Below are 16,762 nucleotides of genomic sequence, written 5' to 3'. Positions count from 1 at the left end.
TCAGAGCTTTTACTTGCGAGTCAATATTTTTAATAACATTTATGCTAGCTCGAATGACTGGAACTGATTTTTAAATATATTTCAATCAGTTCGAAAAAAATACCACCCTAACGATCTAAAGATGCTGGCTTTTACTGAGTATATATAGAATTTAAACATAGTAGAAAGTGAGAGAATAACTTATGACAACTAATATTGTGCAATCAACCGACTATAATCAAGCATCTGATACATTACGACGCGAAATTGCTGTAATGCTACAGCGGGTTTGGCCAGATTTCGATTCCACGCCTAAGGAAACTATTTCAGAAACTCACCTTAAAGAATTTAATGTACGCTCATTTTATTCCTACATGGATGGAAAATTAGTCAGCTATGCAGGTGTAGTGCGCAAAACGATCAAGCATAATGGACAACCATTTAATATAGCCGGACTGAGTTGTGTAGCGACTGATCCAGATTATCATGGTCAAGGTTTAGGTTTACATACAGTTACTGCCGCTACTGAATGGATTGAAAAACAAAGCGATATAGATTTCGGTATATTTACATGTAAACCGTCTTTAGCTCCCTTTTATAATCGTGCTGGTTCTTGGCCTGTTATACCGGATGTAGTACTTATTGGTAGAAAAGATGAAAATGCTTTATCTAGTGAATCATTAGAATTTGTTGTTTTAATGCGTTTGTTTTCTAAGAAAGCGAAATCTCATAAATCACTGTTTCGCCACACCACTATTAATCTTGATTTTCCAGTAGGCCAGTTTCTATAATATAAATAAACAAAAGCCAATTTCTATACGATAAGGACATTGGCTTTTGTTTTTTATTTTGCTTAACATACGCAATTCACATTAGCGGTTCTTCCCATACAGAATCGCTAATGCGGGATTAAAAAAGGGTCTCCCTAAGAGCGTTAAAACACGTACTCTTTAGGATAACCTCTAATAATTTATAAACTAAGAAAACATATTACTGAAACCCTGTTTTAATCCATTTTATTTTCAGCTGATATTTTAAAATACTTCGCAGATAATTTATATGAACGATTCTCATAATAATAATCCCCAAATTTAAAAGCTAATTCAGCTACCAAGCTATATTGCTGCTTTTCTATCCCCATCTCAATTGCTTGTTTCATATTCTTCTCATATCCATTATAATCTGCCCATATTTTATACTTTTCTGCTTTAAACCCATAAAGTTGAACATGTGCATAAGGTACATCGAAAATTGATAAAATTTCAAATGCCTCATCTATAAATTTAGTTACTTTTTTCCAATCTTTTAATTCCATATAAATCTCTATTAAATTCCGGATTGTATATACTTTATCTACTTTTTTTGGTAAATACTCACAAATAATCAAGTTTTCTTCGTAACATTTTATTGCATTTTTATAATCTTTTAATGCTTGATAAATTTTTCCGTAATTATATTTTACATAACATAAGTTTAATGAATCATTTTCCACCTTTGATTCATTTTCTACTCGTTTCAAAGTTTCAAATGCTTGTTCATACTGTTTATCTTTGTTATATTGCATCACAAGAAGTATTAACGCATAAATTTTATGTTGCTCTATATTAAACTTTTTATACAATTCATATGCTTTTTTTGCGTATATGCGACTGACACTTAGGTCTTTATTAAGATGCTGACCAACCATACTTATATTGTAATACGTATCCGCATGCAACTCGGTCTCTTCTGGTTCCAGCATATTTTCTATCTTTTTGTAAACTCCATATGCTGTGAAATATTCCCCTTTATTAGAAAAATAAAGACCTCGAGCTCTTAAGTAATAAATATAATCCTCATTATCTTGTATTTCGACCTGACTTGGTATCATTTGCAAAGCTTGATCTACTAACGGCTTCACATATAATAAGTTTTTTTGTCGGGCATGATAGTATATAAGTACACCATATACCTTTAGTAATAAAGGTATTGAATCTACTTCACGAACATATAATTCTAACAAAGATAAATCAGCGCTGTATACTTTAATTACGATAAACTTAATAAAAAGGATTTTAATCAAATGTAAACTATCATTCTTAATTTGGATAGTATGGTTGGTTAAACTTGCCTAGTATATAGAAGGCACCGATTGTAAACCGAAAATAAATTAAATAAACTTAATAGATGAATTATAAATACCATATCCTATAAGTTAGTTTATCGAATATTTTACAAAAAAAGAAAGGATGATAACCATGATTGTAAGACTTAAAAATGATTCAGCACGAAAAATAGTAAGATATGTTGGAGGAGCCGTTTTACTTTTAATAATCGCATCTTTCCTGTATCAATGGAAAAATGACCTTGTAATTGATCATACTGAAAGAGTCAGCTTTGCACTAGCTAGCACTACTTTTCTATCTACCTTCTTACCTTTTAAAGAGAAAGTTAATGAATAGACTCAATAGGTGAATTATCTATATCACATCCTATAAGTTAGTTTATCGAATTATTTAGTAAATATGAAAGGGCAATAAATATGATTGTAAAACCTAAAAACGATTCAACACGAAAAATAGTAAGATATGTTGGAGGATTCGCTACTCTTTTAATACTAGCATCCTTCCTTTATCAGTGGAACAATGGTTTAGTAGTTGATGATACTGAAACATTTGGTTTCATGCTAGCCTTCACCGGTGTCCTATCTACCTTCTTACCTATTAAAAAGAAAGCTACTAACTAATAAAACATTACATATTTTTCATTCGCATAAAACAATTATATTAGAATTAAAAAAGGATTGATCAAAAGATCAATCCTTTACTCTACTTCATTTAAGAAGAACAACGTTAACGCACCAGGTCCTGTATGCGCTCCGATTGCTGCTCCAATTGTATTTACGATAAATACTTCACAACCAAATCTTTCAGTAATTAATGCTTTTAATGCTTCGGCAGTTTCTAAATCATCACCGTGAGTCATACCGATTGTTTGACCTTTAAGGTCTTTCCCGCGCTCTTCCATAATATCAACAATGCGGCTTAATACTTTCTTTTTCCCTCGTACCTTTTCAAGTGGTACAAGTTTTCCTTCATCCACATTTAAGATTGGCTTAATGTTTAGCAAACCACCGATGAAACCAGCTACTTTACTTAAACGGCCACCTCTTACAAGGTACTGTAAATCAGCTACAGTGAATATATGCTCCATATGCTCCATTAGAAAAGCGACACGGTTTAAGATTTCTTCTTTTGACGCGCCCTCTTTTGCCATTTTGGCAGCTTCTAATACGACAATACCTTGACCGAGTGAGGCACATTTTGTATCAATAATTTCTAAATCTAAATCCGTGTATGTTTCTTTCACTTCTTCTTTAATGAGAACTGACGATTGATATGTACCAGACAATTCAGATGAAAAGGCTAAATATATACAAGGGTTACCTTCTTTTGCATAGGAAACAAATTTTTCTTGGAATGTTTCAAGTGAAGGCAATGACGTTTTATAAACTGCGCCTTCTCTCATTTTTTGCAGTAATATAACTGATTTTAATGTAACCCCATCTAAATACTCTGTTTCTGCTTCATCATATACACGGAGTGGAATTAAATCTATATCATATGCTTGCAGCAATTCTACCGGTAAATCCGCCGCACTATCCGTAATGATTTTAACACTCATTTTTAAACCTCTATTCTGTTATAAATATATAAGAAAATAAAATAAAAAATATTACTTTTAAATTATATACGTAAAACAAGAATGAAGAAAGGGAAAGTACTTTATATTGTATGCACTCTTCCTCAAAACTTGAACTGTTAAGAAAAATGATTTTGATTTATCCTTTTTTCACTAGTTATTGAGCTATATATAATGAGAATATTAATACTTTTCTAAAGGAGGTTACTTATGAGTATACAACTAGCTACTTCTAAAGATTTAGAATGGGTTAATAATCAATACGAATCAATAGGATTTGTACCAAGTGATTTAAAGCGGGATAAAGTTGCGATTATTACATACAACGGCGAGTATGCAGGTGTAGGTCATTTAGTTCAAATTGATAAAGATACTATTGAAATGGGTGGTATTTTCATACTTCCTCAATTTAGAGGATTACAATTAGCGGGAGAACTCGTTTTATTTTTAGTACAAACAGCGAAGGAATTACATATTCAAAATGTATTTTGTCTCCCTTTCGAGGAATTAAAAAACTTTTATAAAAAATACGGTTTTATTGAAGTCGATACTACGCAAGAGGTTGTCCATCCAATTATTCTAAAAAAATATAATTGGTGTTTAAAAACTTATGATAAACATGTATTACTATTTAAGTTGTGAATTTTCTATAATTAGAGGGGATACACATTTTATTACACCTCATGTTTTAACAAAGATTTATCCGTTTCATCTATCTTAATAACTGGTATTTTCAATCTACCCATCAGTTATAGTTCACATCTTTTCCCACCCCTTATTAGCTAACTCGTTTGCAAATTTGCTAGCACTATTTTTAAGTTTCTCTATTACATACTCCTGAAAAAAATTTCAGCTGATTGATGGAGATATGATCATTTATGTAATCCGCACACGAACTTCCTGTTCTTGTAATAATTGAATAGTCAATTCCAATACAATATTTTGCACTAACTGATAGAGCTTATCATGAGATGTACTTTGTTCTGAAATAAATTCAATACATTGAAATATATAGCCCTCTACAAGTAAGCTCCCTTTTTCAATTATAGATGGATTATGTCCTTTCTTTATTATTTTTGGCAATAAGAATTCTTTTTTGGTCAAAATAATTTCCTGTGATACCTCTTTTATTCCTATAACTTTTTCTTTAAATACCACCTTTTCTTGTAAACTAATTTCACCTTTATATCTCCCTATTTCTATTGGTAGTTTCCCAGTTATATAATTATTTACGTCTGCTTCATCTTCCTTCTCTAATATTATACCGTGGATAGGAATCCATGAAGATGTGTCTACCCAATTCTCTTCCATATTCCCTTTTACTTTTTGATTAGATAATTCTAAAAGCACTCTCTTTTCATGAAGGTTTGAAGAAACTAAATTACAATTAACTTCTCCATGATAGTGTTGCACTGTAGTTAATAACTTAGCATCTAGTTCACGACCCCTAGCATCTTTTTCATTACGAAATACAAATGCTTCTTGTTTTTTTACATTAATATTAGGAAATTTTATAAAACTAGTCACATCCGAAATAATAGAAAATGGAGTTTTCAGTACTATTGAACGCACTGAAGTCTCTACTTTTGATCCTGAATCTATACTTTCTTTCTTTGATTCATTTGCTATATCTTCTTTTTCTAATTCAGTTTCTACTTCTTCTTTCTCTGATTCAATTGCTACATCTTCTTTCTCTAATTCAATTACTACATCTTCTTTCTCTGATTCAATTGCTACTTCTTCTTTCTCTGATTCAATTGCTATACCTGCTTTCTTTGATTCAATTGCTATACCTGCTTTCTCTGATTCAATTGCTACTTCTTCTTTCTCTAATTCAATTACTACATCTTCTTTCTCTAATTCAATTGCTACTTCTTCTTTCTCTAATTCAATTGCTACTTCTTCTTTCTCTAATTCAATTGCTACATTTTCTTTCTCTGATTCAATTACTACATTTTCTTTCTCTAATTCAATTACTACATCTTCTTTCTCTAATTCAATTACTACATCTTCTTTCTCTAATTCAATTGCTACATTTTCTTTCTCTAATTCAATTGCTACATTTTCTTTCTCTGATTCAATTGCTATACTTTCTTTCTCTGATTCAGTTTCTAGGCTTTCCTTTTTTTCTCTTATTTCGCGCGAATCATCTTGAACATTCAGCATTTTCCATTTGTAAACTTTGTTCCATATTTCCTTACCAACCCATGGCTTATTCATCACCATCCCCCCATCTGATGAAATTCATAAAAATATGCTTTTTGTACGCGACCATTCCATCATTATATATGTTTTATAATAATAAAAAAGACATTGTCTTTTTATTAAAGACAATGCTTTTTTAGTTTTATACTTGTACTTGTTGTACTTGTAAAACTTTTAAAGTAAGATCTAGTACAATTTTTTCACGAAGAGTATCAAATGGTTCGTTTAGGTCTGTTGGACAAGGTGAAAAGTCTAATTCGAAAAATTGAGCGCTTACTAATTCACAATATGGTTGTTCATTATAAAAAACTGTATTTTCGAAGAAGTATTTGTCTAAACGTGGTAAATCACCATTTTTAGGATTAATAAAGTGAGATGTAGTATCTGAGGAAGAAGCTATTATAGCTTGTGATAGAAAATCTGCTGCTGTTAAATCTGCAAAACCAGAAAATGGAACATTTGCAATACGATCATATAGCACTCCATTACACTCATCATTTGCATATTCAATATTTTTACGAATATATCCTTGTACAAATAATTTTGCTCTTGTAACTCGGCGGTAATTTGTACCTGGTACTGGAGTAAATGCTACAGGAACTAATTTACATTGTGTTAAAAATACATTTTTTAAGATACGTTTAATTTCAACTGCTGGAGGATCTAATGAAATATCAGATTCTACAACAATTTGAATTGTTCTTTCTGCTAATACAACTGGTATTTTTACAATCGGTGCTCCTGGAGTAAGAATTGGTGTTGCAGCTGCATCACTTAATGGTGTTTGAGTTTGTCCTTCTACCTGACATGGTACATTAATCGGGCATTGTTCACTCATATTTTATAATCTCCTTTATACAAGATTTTAGAGTTTTTTTAACTCTCTATACTGTATATGTATCTCTTCTATTAATGCGTGGGTTTGTATCATAGTCACTTTTATCATTTACAAAAAAATAGAAATTTTTTTGCTAGTTAAACAAATACAACTAAATATATTGAGCCTTTATGTTTATCTACCTATATAAAAAGAGAATTTCTGAACCCTCATCGTGGAAGTAGGAACTGATGTATTAATTGTATTCAATAGTAATAGAAGCAAAATCAAATTTATTGAGACAGATAAATTTGATTTTTTCATTTAATACTATCCATACAACAGCAAATCAATATTGATAGCACCCTATTGTTGAAAAAAATGAAAATCAATCTAAGCGTCACCCCTCCTAAATGTAATTAATTAACATGTTCAATACCTTTAGCCTCGGTAAAATTATCTTCGGATAGTTGATGTTTGTAATTATAGAAAATACAACTAATAAACGTTGATTTAATAGAGTTAGTTAGCCGTAAGACGTTGTATACTTTGTAAGCGTTCTCTTTCATTCATCTATTATTTATAAAATAAGTATCATACGCCTTATCAAAAACATATCCTAGCTTTTCTGCTAGTTTAGCAGAAGTACTATTCGCTGCGTCCCAGTTTGGATACTTCCCCTTTTCTAAACAATCCAATATTAAGCCCGCACAAACTACAGTTGCCAATCCCTTTCTTCTATGATCAAGATCAGTAGCAACTTCAATTTCAATACCATTATCATAAATACTATAGGATGATGCACCACATACGACTTTTCCATTATACAAAATACAATAACCTATACCTCGATTTACATAATCATCTATTGAACGGAATTGGCTTATAAAATCTTCAGAAACCTTGTGTAATGATGGGTTATTCGCGATATGCTCATCTATCTTTCTTAATTCATATCCTTTTGGAAGTGCCGATATAAAAGATTGTAATTTTGTATGATTAAACAATTCTGGATTCCGTTTGAATTTATATCGTAAAAACTTATCTATTTTTATTTCGTGGAATGTTTCTAAACGCTTTTTCCATTCATCACTATTTACGATTACTAAAATTCTTTCAGGGATGTTACGTAATAACGCTTCTGTCTCTTTCGCATTTGGATCCCCAGCGTAAAATGTAAAAATTCCTACCGTAATTTGTACTACTGTCGGATTTTCAAGATCGTTCACCCAAGCAGTTCCCATATGTCCTTGCAAATAAGAAAGAAGAACAACATTATTAAAATCCTCAAACATAGAAACTAGCTTTTTTCTTGTATGCATATTTGCTTCATATATCATTTACATTCCCGCTTTCTTTAAAATCAACTAGGCTTAACATTTTCATGAGTTAACTTTTATTAGTATTCTTATACACACTTATTTATTATCTAAGTAAATGTCTATGAAACTCAACCTTCAAATATCAAATAATTATAAATTATACGTAAATGCAAATTTATTATAACATCTAATTACATTGAAATGATTTACCAATCAAGAATTGCTATTTTCAGATTCATTTTAATCCTCATATCTCATTTCCTATTTACAGGTAAAAACATTACTATTCACTCAATAAATAAATACATTGTTCACCAAAACGAAAAATTTGTAATTCCTCAACATAAAATAAAAGCATCTTAATATTCTAATGAAACCTATTTATTGATAAATTTTTGCATGTATACAAAATCAAGATAAATAACTGTAAGATTGATTTGTAAATAAGCTTATTAAGGGGGATTATTAAATGTCTGATTTGTATTCTCGTCTTTCAAAAAGTGATGCCGCCGTTCTTCTAGTGGATCATCAAACAGGTCTTATTTCCAGTCTAGTGCGCGACTATGGTGTTGATGAATTCAAAAACAATGTTTTAGCTCTTGCTAATACCGCTAAGTTTTTTGATTTACCAGTTATTTTAACAACAAGCTTTGAAGACGGCCCTAATGGCCCACTCATGCAGGAGTTAATTGAACTATTTCCGAATGCACCTAGAATAGCTCGGCCTGGACAAATTAACGCATGGGACAATGAAGAATTCGTTAAAGCCATTGAGGCAACAGGTAATAAACAACTAATTATCGCAGGGGTAGTCACTGATGTTTGTGTTGCGTTCCCAGCACTATCCGCTGTAAACGCAGGATATGAGGTTTTTGTTGTAACCGATGCATCAGGAACTGTTAGTAAACAAGTAGCAGATGCTGCTCTTTTGCGTATGGCTCATGGAGGGGTCCAACTAATGAATTGGTTTAGCGTTGCAGCAGAATTACAGCGTGACTGGCGAAATGATATTGAAGGCTTTGGAACTTTACTTGCTAAACATCTTCCAAGTTATCAAAATATCATTGGTAGCTATATGGGAGCCCAAAGAGAGCTTAGCAAGTAAAATCTTAATAAAAAATCAAGTCTGTCTAAAATCAGAATTGGTATTGTATTTTCGTTAACTTGATGGCGATGTATGGTAACTATGATGACTAATTATCCCTAATAAAATTCACTCCATAAAAAAATAACAGCAGGTATTTACATAATTAAAAAAAGGGCTGTCGTAGCAGCCCTTTTTAAATTATTTTACTACTATTGTATAAGCTCCTACTCCACCGCTACATTTATTTACACTTAAATAAAAATCCCGCTGCAATTGATTTCTTTCATATTTTGTTGTGCATAATTGAAAATACGAACCAGCTTATTACACGCTACTACGGCATATCCAGTATAGAAAACAATAATAACCTTTACTTTCATTAATGTATATAAAGGAAAAAGAAATACTTTCCGCTTCCACATAATAAACAGCCAAATATTAATGTAGCAATATTTTATTTAATCATTTAAAAACCCTCATTATAATGTACGAGGGATAATTGTAATAGATACGTTATATCTCATTCTTAGAAATATAAGATTCTGTTTCACCATTTTTAAATATTTTAGTTACCTTAATAATTGACTTGTACGTATTATTATCATTGATTATTATTTTTTTCATCTCTTCTATTTCGGCATTTCCAGTTCCACTCTCTATTTTTAAACAGTTTGAAATGTTGAGGTATCCACTTGATGCGAAAAGAATGATAAATGTAATATCAGGAAAATTAATAAACAGTAATCCAAATTTCAATGGATTTCCAGTTATATCCGATAAGATTAATCGAAAATCTAACAGTTCAGGTACCGGAACGAAATCTTTAGAAACAATCGCTTCACCTACTATAGTAATTTGCTTTACTACATTCCCAAGCTCATCTACAAATTCAATACATCTAGGTGGATCAATCGTTGTTGCCTGTAAAGATAAACTTAATTCAGGATTATTAAAATCGAAGAATAGTGTACTTCCCTCAGTTAAACAATGTGGACAAACATTTCCAAGTAAACTGAATTCCTCTTCAATAAATTTAACTTTCGTTTTACAACTACAAACTTTCCCTATTCGAATCGCATCAATTCTTGAACAATCTACAAATATTACCTCACTGTCTTCTTGTGCAAACGACACTATTCCTTTTATCTCATTAAATGAAATAAAATAGGATACAACTATTTCGTTTCCGTCTATTACGATACTCTCAACCCTAGAATAAGGATCTAAGCTTTTCAAAAATTCACATATACTATTTTGACAACATTGACAATCACGTTTCGGCTCACAATCCACTGATTCTCCATTCCTTTCCTATATGTTTTACCTAATAAATATAATATGAAAGGTATGTAAGAAAAGCTTGGACAATATAACTCTAATATTAGTCTAGATAAGTATACAGACATATGCCTGTCAAATTAAAAAACTAATCGTTCCTCAAATAAGTAATAAAATATATTTTTCACTATAAATGCATATAACAATTTCATCTTTCAACAAAAAAGCGTTATAATAAAGTGAAACTTCTATTAGGGGGGAACTTTATCTCCTACTAATGGTTAGCCCTCACCAATCGGGCTCTTACGGGCAGTTATCTTCCGCCGTCCTCATCATTTGCTTCTTCATCTTGAGGTGGGAGTCTACTGCTCGTTATTGCGGGATGAATTGCAGCCTCTACGATTACGTTATAAAGGAGATTAAAACAATGACTAAAATTAAAGTATATCAAGTAAAAGAAGAAAATATGGAAGCAGTAAAAACCATTATTGATGTTGAGGAACAAAACCCAACTGCTGAAAACTTACAAAATCTATATACATGTGTATTAGATACTGAAGATATGGCATTGCCTGAATCATACATTGAAGAAGATATCTTAATTGATTCGATGGAAGTTATGGTTAACGCTTCTCAAAGCAAGCTAAGAGACTTAGGTACATATGATGTAATCGAAGTTCAAAACAAAGGTAAGAAAACACAAGTTTTATTATTAGCAGACGAAGAATACGAAATTATTGAAGGCTAATCTAAATTTGCACATCAGAAAAAACTCCTTTCAAAATTGAAAGGAGTTTTTTCTTTACGTTTTTGATGTTTCACTTTTCACCTTGTTTTGTTCTTTCTTATATACCATGCGCTCATTTCCCATAAAGAAAATGAATATGAACGCTAAACTTGCTGGGACTAACGCCCACATAAATGTCTGAACGATTGAACTAGAGAGAGCTTCAATGATTTTATCTAATATTTGCGGCGGAATTTGAGATCTTGCCGATTCTGATAGAATAGCTCTTGAATCTCCTAAAGCGTTTGTATTCATTCCCCCGCTCATACCTTTAAACGCTTCTTCTAATTGATCCTGGAAACCAGTTCTTTGAATCATTCCGAAGATTGTAATACCAAGTGTCATACCTAATGAACGAATGAAGTTACTCGTTGAAGTCGCAGAACCGCGTTGCTCCATACCGAAGTTATGAATAGCAGCCATACTTAGTACAGAGAATGAGAAACCAACTCCAAAACCGATAATAGTCATATAAATTGTTAATAATATACGACTTGTTTCTGGCGTTAATGTACTTAATAAGAATAATCCGATTAGCATAATTACAGCAGAAATAATCATAATGTTTCGGTAGCTAAGTTTCGATGTTAAAAATCCACCTAATTGCGCTGTAACTACTGATCCTAACATCATTGGTAATAACAATAATCCTGAGTTTGTTGCCGTACCACCGTATACACCTTGAATAAATAACGGAATGTACACAGTTGCTGACATAAATGCCGCCCCGTAACATAAGGCAATAATTGTACTCATTCCAAACAGACGTTGTTTAAACATCTCAAATGAAATGATTGGCTCTTCTACTTTTCGTTCAATAACAATAAAAGCAATTACTAAAATAGCGAACCCAGCAAATAAACTTAAAATAAAGCTAGAATCCCAGTCATACTTTTGTCCGCCTAATTCTAAGGCGAACATTAAACAAACTACTGCACCAACTAAAGTAATTGCCCCAAACCAATCAATCTTTTGTTCTCTATGAACTCGTGACTCTTTATAAAATAATGTAATAAAAATAAGTGCTAAAATGCCAAGTGGTAAGTTAATATAAAACACCCAGTGCCAGCTAATATAATCCGTAATATATGCGCCAAGTAATGGCCCAAAAATACTTGATAAACCAAATACTGCTCCGAATAAACCACCCATTTTCCCGCGCTTTTCTGGAGGGAAAATATCAAAAACGATAGTAAATGCGATCGGCACTAGTGCCCCGCCGCCAATACCTTGAATGGCACGATAAATACCTAACTGTGTAATATTTTCAGCAGTCCCACAAAGTGCCGAACCAATCATAAAGACGATTAAACCGAAAATAAAAAATCTCTTTCTACCATACATATCTGATAGCTTACCGAAAATCGGCATACCTGCCATTTCTGCGACCATATAGGCAGAAACAACCCATACAAAGTTTTCAAGACCTCCTAAGTCACCAACAATCGTTCCCATTGCTGTAACGACAATGGTATTATCCATTGATGCCATTAAAATCCCTAGCAATAAACCGGCAACAACGAAGCCGAGTTTATTATTCTTCTCAACCATATTTCTTGCTCTCCCTCATACTACTTATATTTGTTTATGTTCTTTTACGACTGAATCGCCTTTCTGATTAAAACTAGTATGATATTCTACAATACTAATTTCACAACCAGGGCCAATTATAACATGATTTCCTCTTACTACGTCTGCTATTGTATACTCTAAATAAATATCATCCCCCTCAATAATTGATGTTTGAAGGCTTCCTGCATGACTTGTAAAAGGAATAAATCTCGCTTTTTTACGTACTGTAATCTTTTTCCCACCGATTTCTCTCACTTTACTTCCTTCATAACGAAGTGAGATTTCAATATTTTCAGCATTAAGCAAACCATCACTTTCAAGACCACCAGTTAGTAATAATTCCTCTACTTCTATATCTCCCTTCACATTTAAAGCGCCTTTCACATCTACAAAATCACCGGATAGCTTCCCTTTAAATTCTATCATACCTCTAACTTTTGTTTTATGAATGTGTCCATCGCCTTGTACTTGGGCATTACCGTATATTTTTACATATTCCGCCTCCATATTCCCTTGTACTTCACTATCTCCATACACGACATAATTTTTCGCTTTCATATTGCCACGTACTTCACTCGTACCATACGTTTTAAAATCATTACAACTCATATGATTAGAGATTGTTCCTTCGCCGCGAATCTTCACTTTATTATAATCTCCACCTGCCGAGCTACCTGATCCATTTACAGTAAGACTATGTTGATTTTCCATATCGATTGCTCCCTTCCTTTAAACCTGCTTAATTTCTTTCACACTTGCGTTTTTATCAACATTAAGTACACCTGTATATTCAATAAGATCAATCTCACAGTTCGGTCCTACTGTAACATTGTTTCCTCTTACCGTTTTAATGTGAGCATAATCAATATCAACATTGTCACCTTCTAACAATTCAGCCTCTAACTGCAGGCCAAATACTGTTTTAAAAAGTTTACTAAAAGTACTCAATCTATGTCTTACTTTAATCGTTTGTCCACCAATTTCTTTCGCTCTACATGTACCGTGAATATTAATATTAATTTCATCTGCGCTTAATAACCCACCAACTGTAAATTGTCCTTCAGAAGAAAAAACATCAACCTCACAATTACCATCAATCGTCGCTTGACCATTGATTTTAAATTCTTCACCGGTGACATTTCCACCTATCGTACCTTTTCCTGCAATTTTTAAACTGTTCGCCTTTACATCTTGTGTAATTGTCGCTTTTCCATCGATTCGCATCTTTTCTGTGATAACTGTACCATCAACTTTACCCGATCCGCTAATTCTTGCATTACTACTTTTCAAATCACCAGTAACTGCACCGTAACCATTACATTCAAATTGCTCACATTCAACGTTTCCATTAACAGTTCCTTTTCCGTTTAGCTGCACTTTATGAAACTCACCACCATTCGATGAACCGTAACCATTTATAATTAAATTTTCTGTACGCATGACTTCTCCTCCACTACAACAGTTTAGTTTTTAATGCTTCGGTATATTTCGTAATTGCTTCACGTAACACAATTTTTGTTCCCTTTTCAAAAATTAAATCGTCCACATTTGATACTAAGAAACATGTAGAAATCCCTAACTTCCGAACGATAACTAAGTCACAATTTTTATGCTTAATCGCTTCGTAATTTTCACTTAATACTTGTAAGACCATTTTCCCCTCTTCTAAACTAACGTCTCCTGATTGAAGAAGTTCTTCTAACATATACACGTAAAGAATATCTGCAAATTGAAACTCTGCCGTTTTATTCGTTTGTTCTATAAAGAATTGTAAAACTGGTTCTGATGCAATACCCTTACGTAACAAATCATCCTTTGTTAAAAGAATTTCTGTCACGCTCGGTGAAAACATATTTGCTAATTCATCAAGTGATAAATCCTCTTTCATCGTTTGGATTTTATCAATACGTTCTAATATCTTTTCTTTCGGAAAAAATGTTTCCTGGCCTGTGAACGTTGACTTCCGTACAAACCAATCTTCCGGTATTAAATTTTTTCTCTTCCACCTATATAACTGTCCGTATGAAATACCAGTTAGTTCTAATAAATCTTTTTTTGAAATTAAATCTGTACTCAACTGTATAACACTCCTTCCTGATAATAATGTAACATAACACTGTTACGCTGTAAATGGACTTTTATAATAAGTAGCGTAACAACGCGTAAAACAAACCTCCCTTTTATACGAAAAAAGGTTCTTACACATTTCATTAAAATGCATAAGAACCTTTATATATCAAGCTTTAAACCATATATCATAATAATCAATCCAGCCTTGTGAATTAATCATTATATTTTGTATTTTTTCGTGTGAACTTACTCGCTGTTTATTACGATATAAAGGAATGATATGTATTTCACGTAACAGTGTGTCCTCAATATCGCGCAACAGTGTCACCCGTTTCTCTAATTGATTTTCTGTAAAATAAGGCTGCAATACTTCGTTAAAATTTATATTGCTATGCTGATGAATAAAGCTGTTTTTTGTAAGAAACATATATAGTAAACTATCTTCTATCCGTTCGCTAATTGTCGCACTATCGTGCATTATATCAGCCTTTTGTATCGTACTCATTTGTAATAACTCTTCTTGTTCAAGAAACTCAATATCAATTTTAATTCCGTATTTTGCACATTCTTTTTGTATCCAATTCGCATCTTCAACGTGATCTTCTCCTGTAAATGTATATAGTCGCAGTGTTTCATTACGGTAAGAGCTGCATTTAATAAGTGTATGTATATCCCTGTTAATTTGAATTGTACCGTTCTTTGTGAGTACTAATTCATCCGCTACTTCTCCGCGCTCTCCCTGTAATTCTTCAACAATTTTATTACCATAAATAATTTTATATAAAGCTCTCCGAAACATCACATTTTGCATAGGTCCTTCTTTTGCAGCATTTAACGTAATGTAAGTTACATTCGACTCCAGTCTAGATACTTCTTTATGTTGCTTTTCTATATTTTTATAACGTGCTTTCGCTAATATATCGCACGTTTGAACTCTGTGCTCTACATTCCATAATTCAATTCGGTCGAGAAAAGGTCGTTCGCGAAAATATAAATCATTTGCTTCTAATACGAATACATCCTCATTCTTTTCACATAACCGAAACGGTCCAGTACCGATTAACTTCCCGTCTTCATCTTCATTTACAATAGAACATTGTTCTGTACTTAAAGCATGCAAAAACAGCTTATTATCTGTAGATAAGCGAATCTGCACAATGTAGTCATCAAGAATATGTAAACTTTCAACGTGCTGTAACATCCAAGCATGCGGATTCTTTTTCGCTTTCATAAATCGTTTAAATGTCTGTTCAACATCATAAGCGGTTAGTTCTTTTCTATTATGAAAGTGAACACCTTTTCGTAAGTAGAATGTCCATATATATTTCTGGTCATCATATTCCCAATAAAACGCAAGTCTTGGCTCTACACTGTTTGTATTTCCGTCTACATACACTAATGTGTCGTATATATGTTTTACCATATGACATTCCGAACGCATCGTAGCGTAAACAGGATCTACTGCAATATCTAGATTCATTTGGACTTGCAAACGAAGCACATCTTTTCTTCCTTGAGACGTCCTTTCGACTTGATACCCGAATATCGAATCTATCCAAGTTTGAAATTGAGTTTGAAGCGATGGAAAATATGAGCTATACCTTTCAATAAATGCACTTCCGCTTTTTACATCCCCTCGTTTCGTTATTTCTTTTCCTCTTTCTAAAATTAAAGAAAGTGGATATTTTTGAAATAACAATTTTGAACGATTCCCTCTCCCTCGGCCCGGAAACCACATAATCCAATTTAATTCTTCTAATTTTTTTATGATTAATTTACTATTTCGCTCTGTACAAAATAATGTTTCGGATATATTTTGTATAGTTATTTCTAATTGTTCTCCCTCTGATCTCCCTTTTCCATACTGGAGCCACAGGTGCATATATTGCTCCAAAATAGTCATAAAACGCCCCCTAAAAGATGAAAAATCTTCCTCTTTCATTCTACCCTTTTTCATTTCTAGC

The 16,762-nt window shown here is 32.5% G+C and carries 17 protein-coding genes; 6 read left to right on the top strand and 11 right to left on the bottom strand.

Annotation, left to right across the window (positions count from 1 at the left end; all coding sequences use genetic code 11):
- Nucleotides 1-182 precede the first annotated feature (182 nt).
- A complete protein-coding gene (locus tag ACE38F_RS14290; protein ID WP_375368906.1) occupies nt 183-770 on the top strand; it encodes a GNAT family N-acetyltransferase in 588 nt (195 codons plus the stop codon).
- 215 nt (nt 771-985) lie between these two features.
- On the opposite strand, the gene ACE38F_RS14285 is transcribed toward ACE38F_RS14290, so the two are convergent.
- The gene (locus tag ACE38F_RS14285) at nt 986-2,041 is read right to left on the bottom strand and encodes a tetratricopeptide repeat protein (protein ID WP_375368905.1); all 1,056 of its coding nucleotides are present in this window, start codon (nt 2,039-2,041) and stop codon (nt 986-988) included.
- Nucleotides 2,042-2,216: 175 nt separating this feature from the next.
- Between ACE38F_RS14285 and ACE38F_RS14280 the strand changes: the two genes are divergently transcribed.
- Together ACE38F_RS14280 and ACE38F_RS14275 are read left to right on the top strand one after the other, a co-directional pair.
- Nucleotides 2,217-2,420, top strand: coding sequence for a hypothetical protein (locus ACE38F_RS14280; RefSeq protein WP_375368904.1), 204 nt, complete (start codon nt 2,217-2,219; stop codon nt 2,418-2,420).
- An 80-nt stretch (nt 2,421-2,500) separates the two neighbouring features.
- A complete protein-coding gene (locus ACE38F_RS14275; RefSeq protein WP_375368903.1) occupies nt 2,501-2,704 on the top strand; it encodes a hypothetical protein in 204 nt (67 codons plus the stop codon).
- A gap of 77 nt (nt 2,705-2,781) precedes the next feature.
- On the opposite strand, the gene ACE38F_RS14270 is transcribed toward ACE38F_RS14275, so the two are convergent.
- Entirely contained in the window at nt 2,782-3,642 is an 861-nt protein-coding gene (locus ACE38F_RS14270; protein WP_375368902.1) for a DegV family protein, read from the bottom strand.
- Between the two features lie 228 nt (nt 3,643-3,870).
- On the opposite strand from ACE38F_RS14270, the gene ACE38F_RS14265 reads away from it, so the two are divergent.
- The gene (locus tag ACE38F_RS14265; RefSeq protein WP_375368901.1) at nt 3,871-4,302 is read left to right on the top strand and encodes a GNAT family N-acetyltransferase; all 432 of its coding nucleotides are present in this window, start codon (nt 3,871-3,873) and stop codon (nt 4,300-4,302) included.
- A 234-nt stretch (nt 4,303-4,536) separates the two neighbouring features.
- Here the strand turns inward: ACE38F_RS14265 and ACE38F_RS14260 are convergent, their stop codons facing one another.
- The 3 genes from ACE38F_RS14260 to ACE38F_RS14250 form a co-directional block, all read right to left on the bottom strand.
- Nucleotides 4,537-5,880, bottom strand: a complete 1,344-nt coding sequence (locus ACE38F_RS14260) for a BC_2427 family protein (protein ID WP_375368900.1) — start codon at nt 5,878-5,880, stop codon at nt 4,537-4,539.
- Nucleotides 5,881-6,007: 127 nt separating this feature from the next.
- Entirely contained in the window at nt 6,008-6,703 is a 696-nt protein-coding gene (locus ACE38F_RS14255; RefSeq protein WP_375368899.1) for a CsxC family protein, read from the bottom strand.
- A gap of 548 nt (nt 6,704-7,251) precedes the next feature.
- A complete protein-coding gene (locus ACE38F_RS14250; protein WP_341306527.1) occupies nt 7,252-8,022 on the bottom strand; it encodes a GNAT family N-acetyltransferase in 771 nt (256 codons plus the stop codon).
- Between the two features lie 451 nt (nt 8,023-8,473).
- Here ACE38F_RS14250 and ycaC point away from each other — a divergent pair, with 451 nt between their 5' ends.
- Nucleotides 8,474-9,109 carry an isochorismate family cysteine hydrolase YcaC gene (ycaC, locus tag ACE38F_RS14245; protein WP_375368898.1) on the top strand — a complete coding sequence of 212 codons (636 nt, stop codon included), beginning with the start codon at nt 8,474-8,476 and terminating at the stop codon, nt 9,107-9,109.
- A 495-nt stretch (nt 9,110-9,604) separates the two neighbouring features.
- Here ycaC and ACE38F_RS14240 read toward each other — a convergent pair whose 3' ends face one another.
- Nucleotides 9,605-10,384: a BC_2878 family exosporium-associated protein gene (locus tag ACE38F_RS14240; RefSeq protein ID WP_375368897.1), complete on the bottom strand. Its 780-nt coding sequence runs from the start codon at nt 10,382-10,384 to the stop codon at nt 9,605-9,607.
- Between the two features lie 412 nt (nt 10,385-10,796).
- On the opposite strand from ACE38F_RS14240, the gene ACE38F_RS14235 reads away from it, so the two are divergent.
- Complete coding sequence (locus tag ACE38F_RS14235) at nt 10,797-11,117, top strand: hypothetical protein (RefSeq protein ID WP_341306525.1); 321 nt, start codon at nt 10,797-10,799, stop codon at nt 11,115-11,117.
- Between the two features lie 54 nt (nt 11,118-11,171).
- Here the strand turns inward: ACE38F_RS14235 and ACE38F_RS14230 are convergent, their stop codons facing one another.
- The 5 genes from ACE38F_RS14230 to ACE38F_RS14210 all read right to left on the bottom strand — a co-directional run bounded on the left by ACE38F_RS14230 (nt 11,172) and on the right by ACE38F_RS14210 (nt 16,740).
- Entirely contained in the window at nt 11,172-12,707 is a 1,536-nt protein-coding gene (locus tag ACE38F_RS14230) for an MDR family MFS transporter (protein ID WP_341306524.1), read from the bottom strand.
- A gap of 24 nt (nt 12,708-12,731) precedes the next feature.
- Nucleotides 12,732-13,439 carry a polymer-forming cytoskeletal protein gene (locus ACE38F_RS14225; protein ID WP_375368896.1) on the bottom strand — a complete coding sequence of 236 codons (708 nt, stop codon included), beginning with the start codon at nt 13,437-13,439 and terminating at the stop codon, nt 12,732-12,734.
- 18 nt (nt 13,440-13,457) lie between these two features.
- Entirely contained in the window at nt 13,458-14,168 is a 711-nt protein-coding gene (locus tag ACE38F_RS14220; protein ID WP_375368895.1) for a polymer-forming cytoskeletal protein, read from the bottom strand.
- A 13-nt stretch (nt 14,169-14,181) separates the two neighbouring features.
- Complete coding sequence (locus ACE38F_RS14215; protein WP_215553375.1) at nt 14,182-14,805, bottom strand: YhbD family protein; 624 nt, start codon at nt 14,803-14,805, stop codon at nt 14,182-14,184.
- 159 nt (nt 14,806-14,964) lie between these two features.
- The gene (locus ACE38F_RS14210) at nt 14,965-16,740 is read right to left on the bottom strand and encodes an SgrR family transcriptional regulator (protein WP_375369340.1); all 1,776 of its coding nucleotides are present in this window, start codon (nt 16,738-16,740) and stop codon (nt 14,965-14,967) included.
- Between the last annotated feature and the right edge of the window lie 22 nt (nt 16,741-16,762).

It is taken from the genome of Bacillus altaicus, assembly GCF_042136375.2.
GTDB lineage: Bacteria > Bacillota > Bacilli > Bacillales > Bacillaceae_G > Bacillus_A > Bacillus_A cereus_U.
The sequence above is the reverse complement of the archived record's forward strand: the minus strand, read 5'-3'. Positions and strand labels throughout refer to the sequence as shown.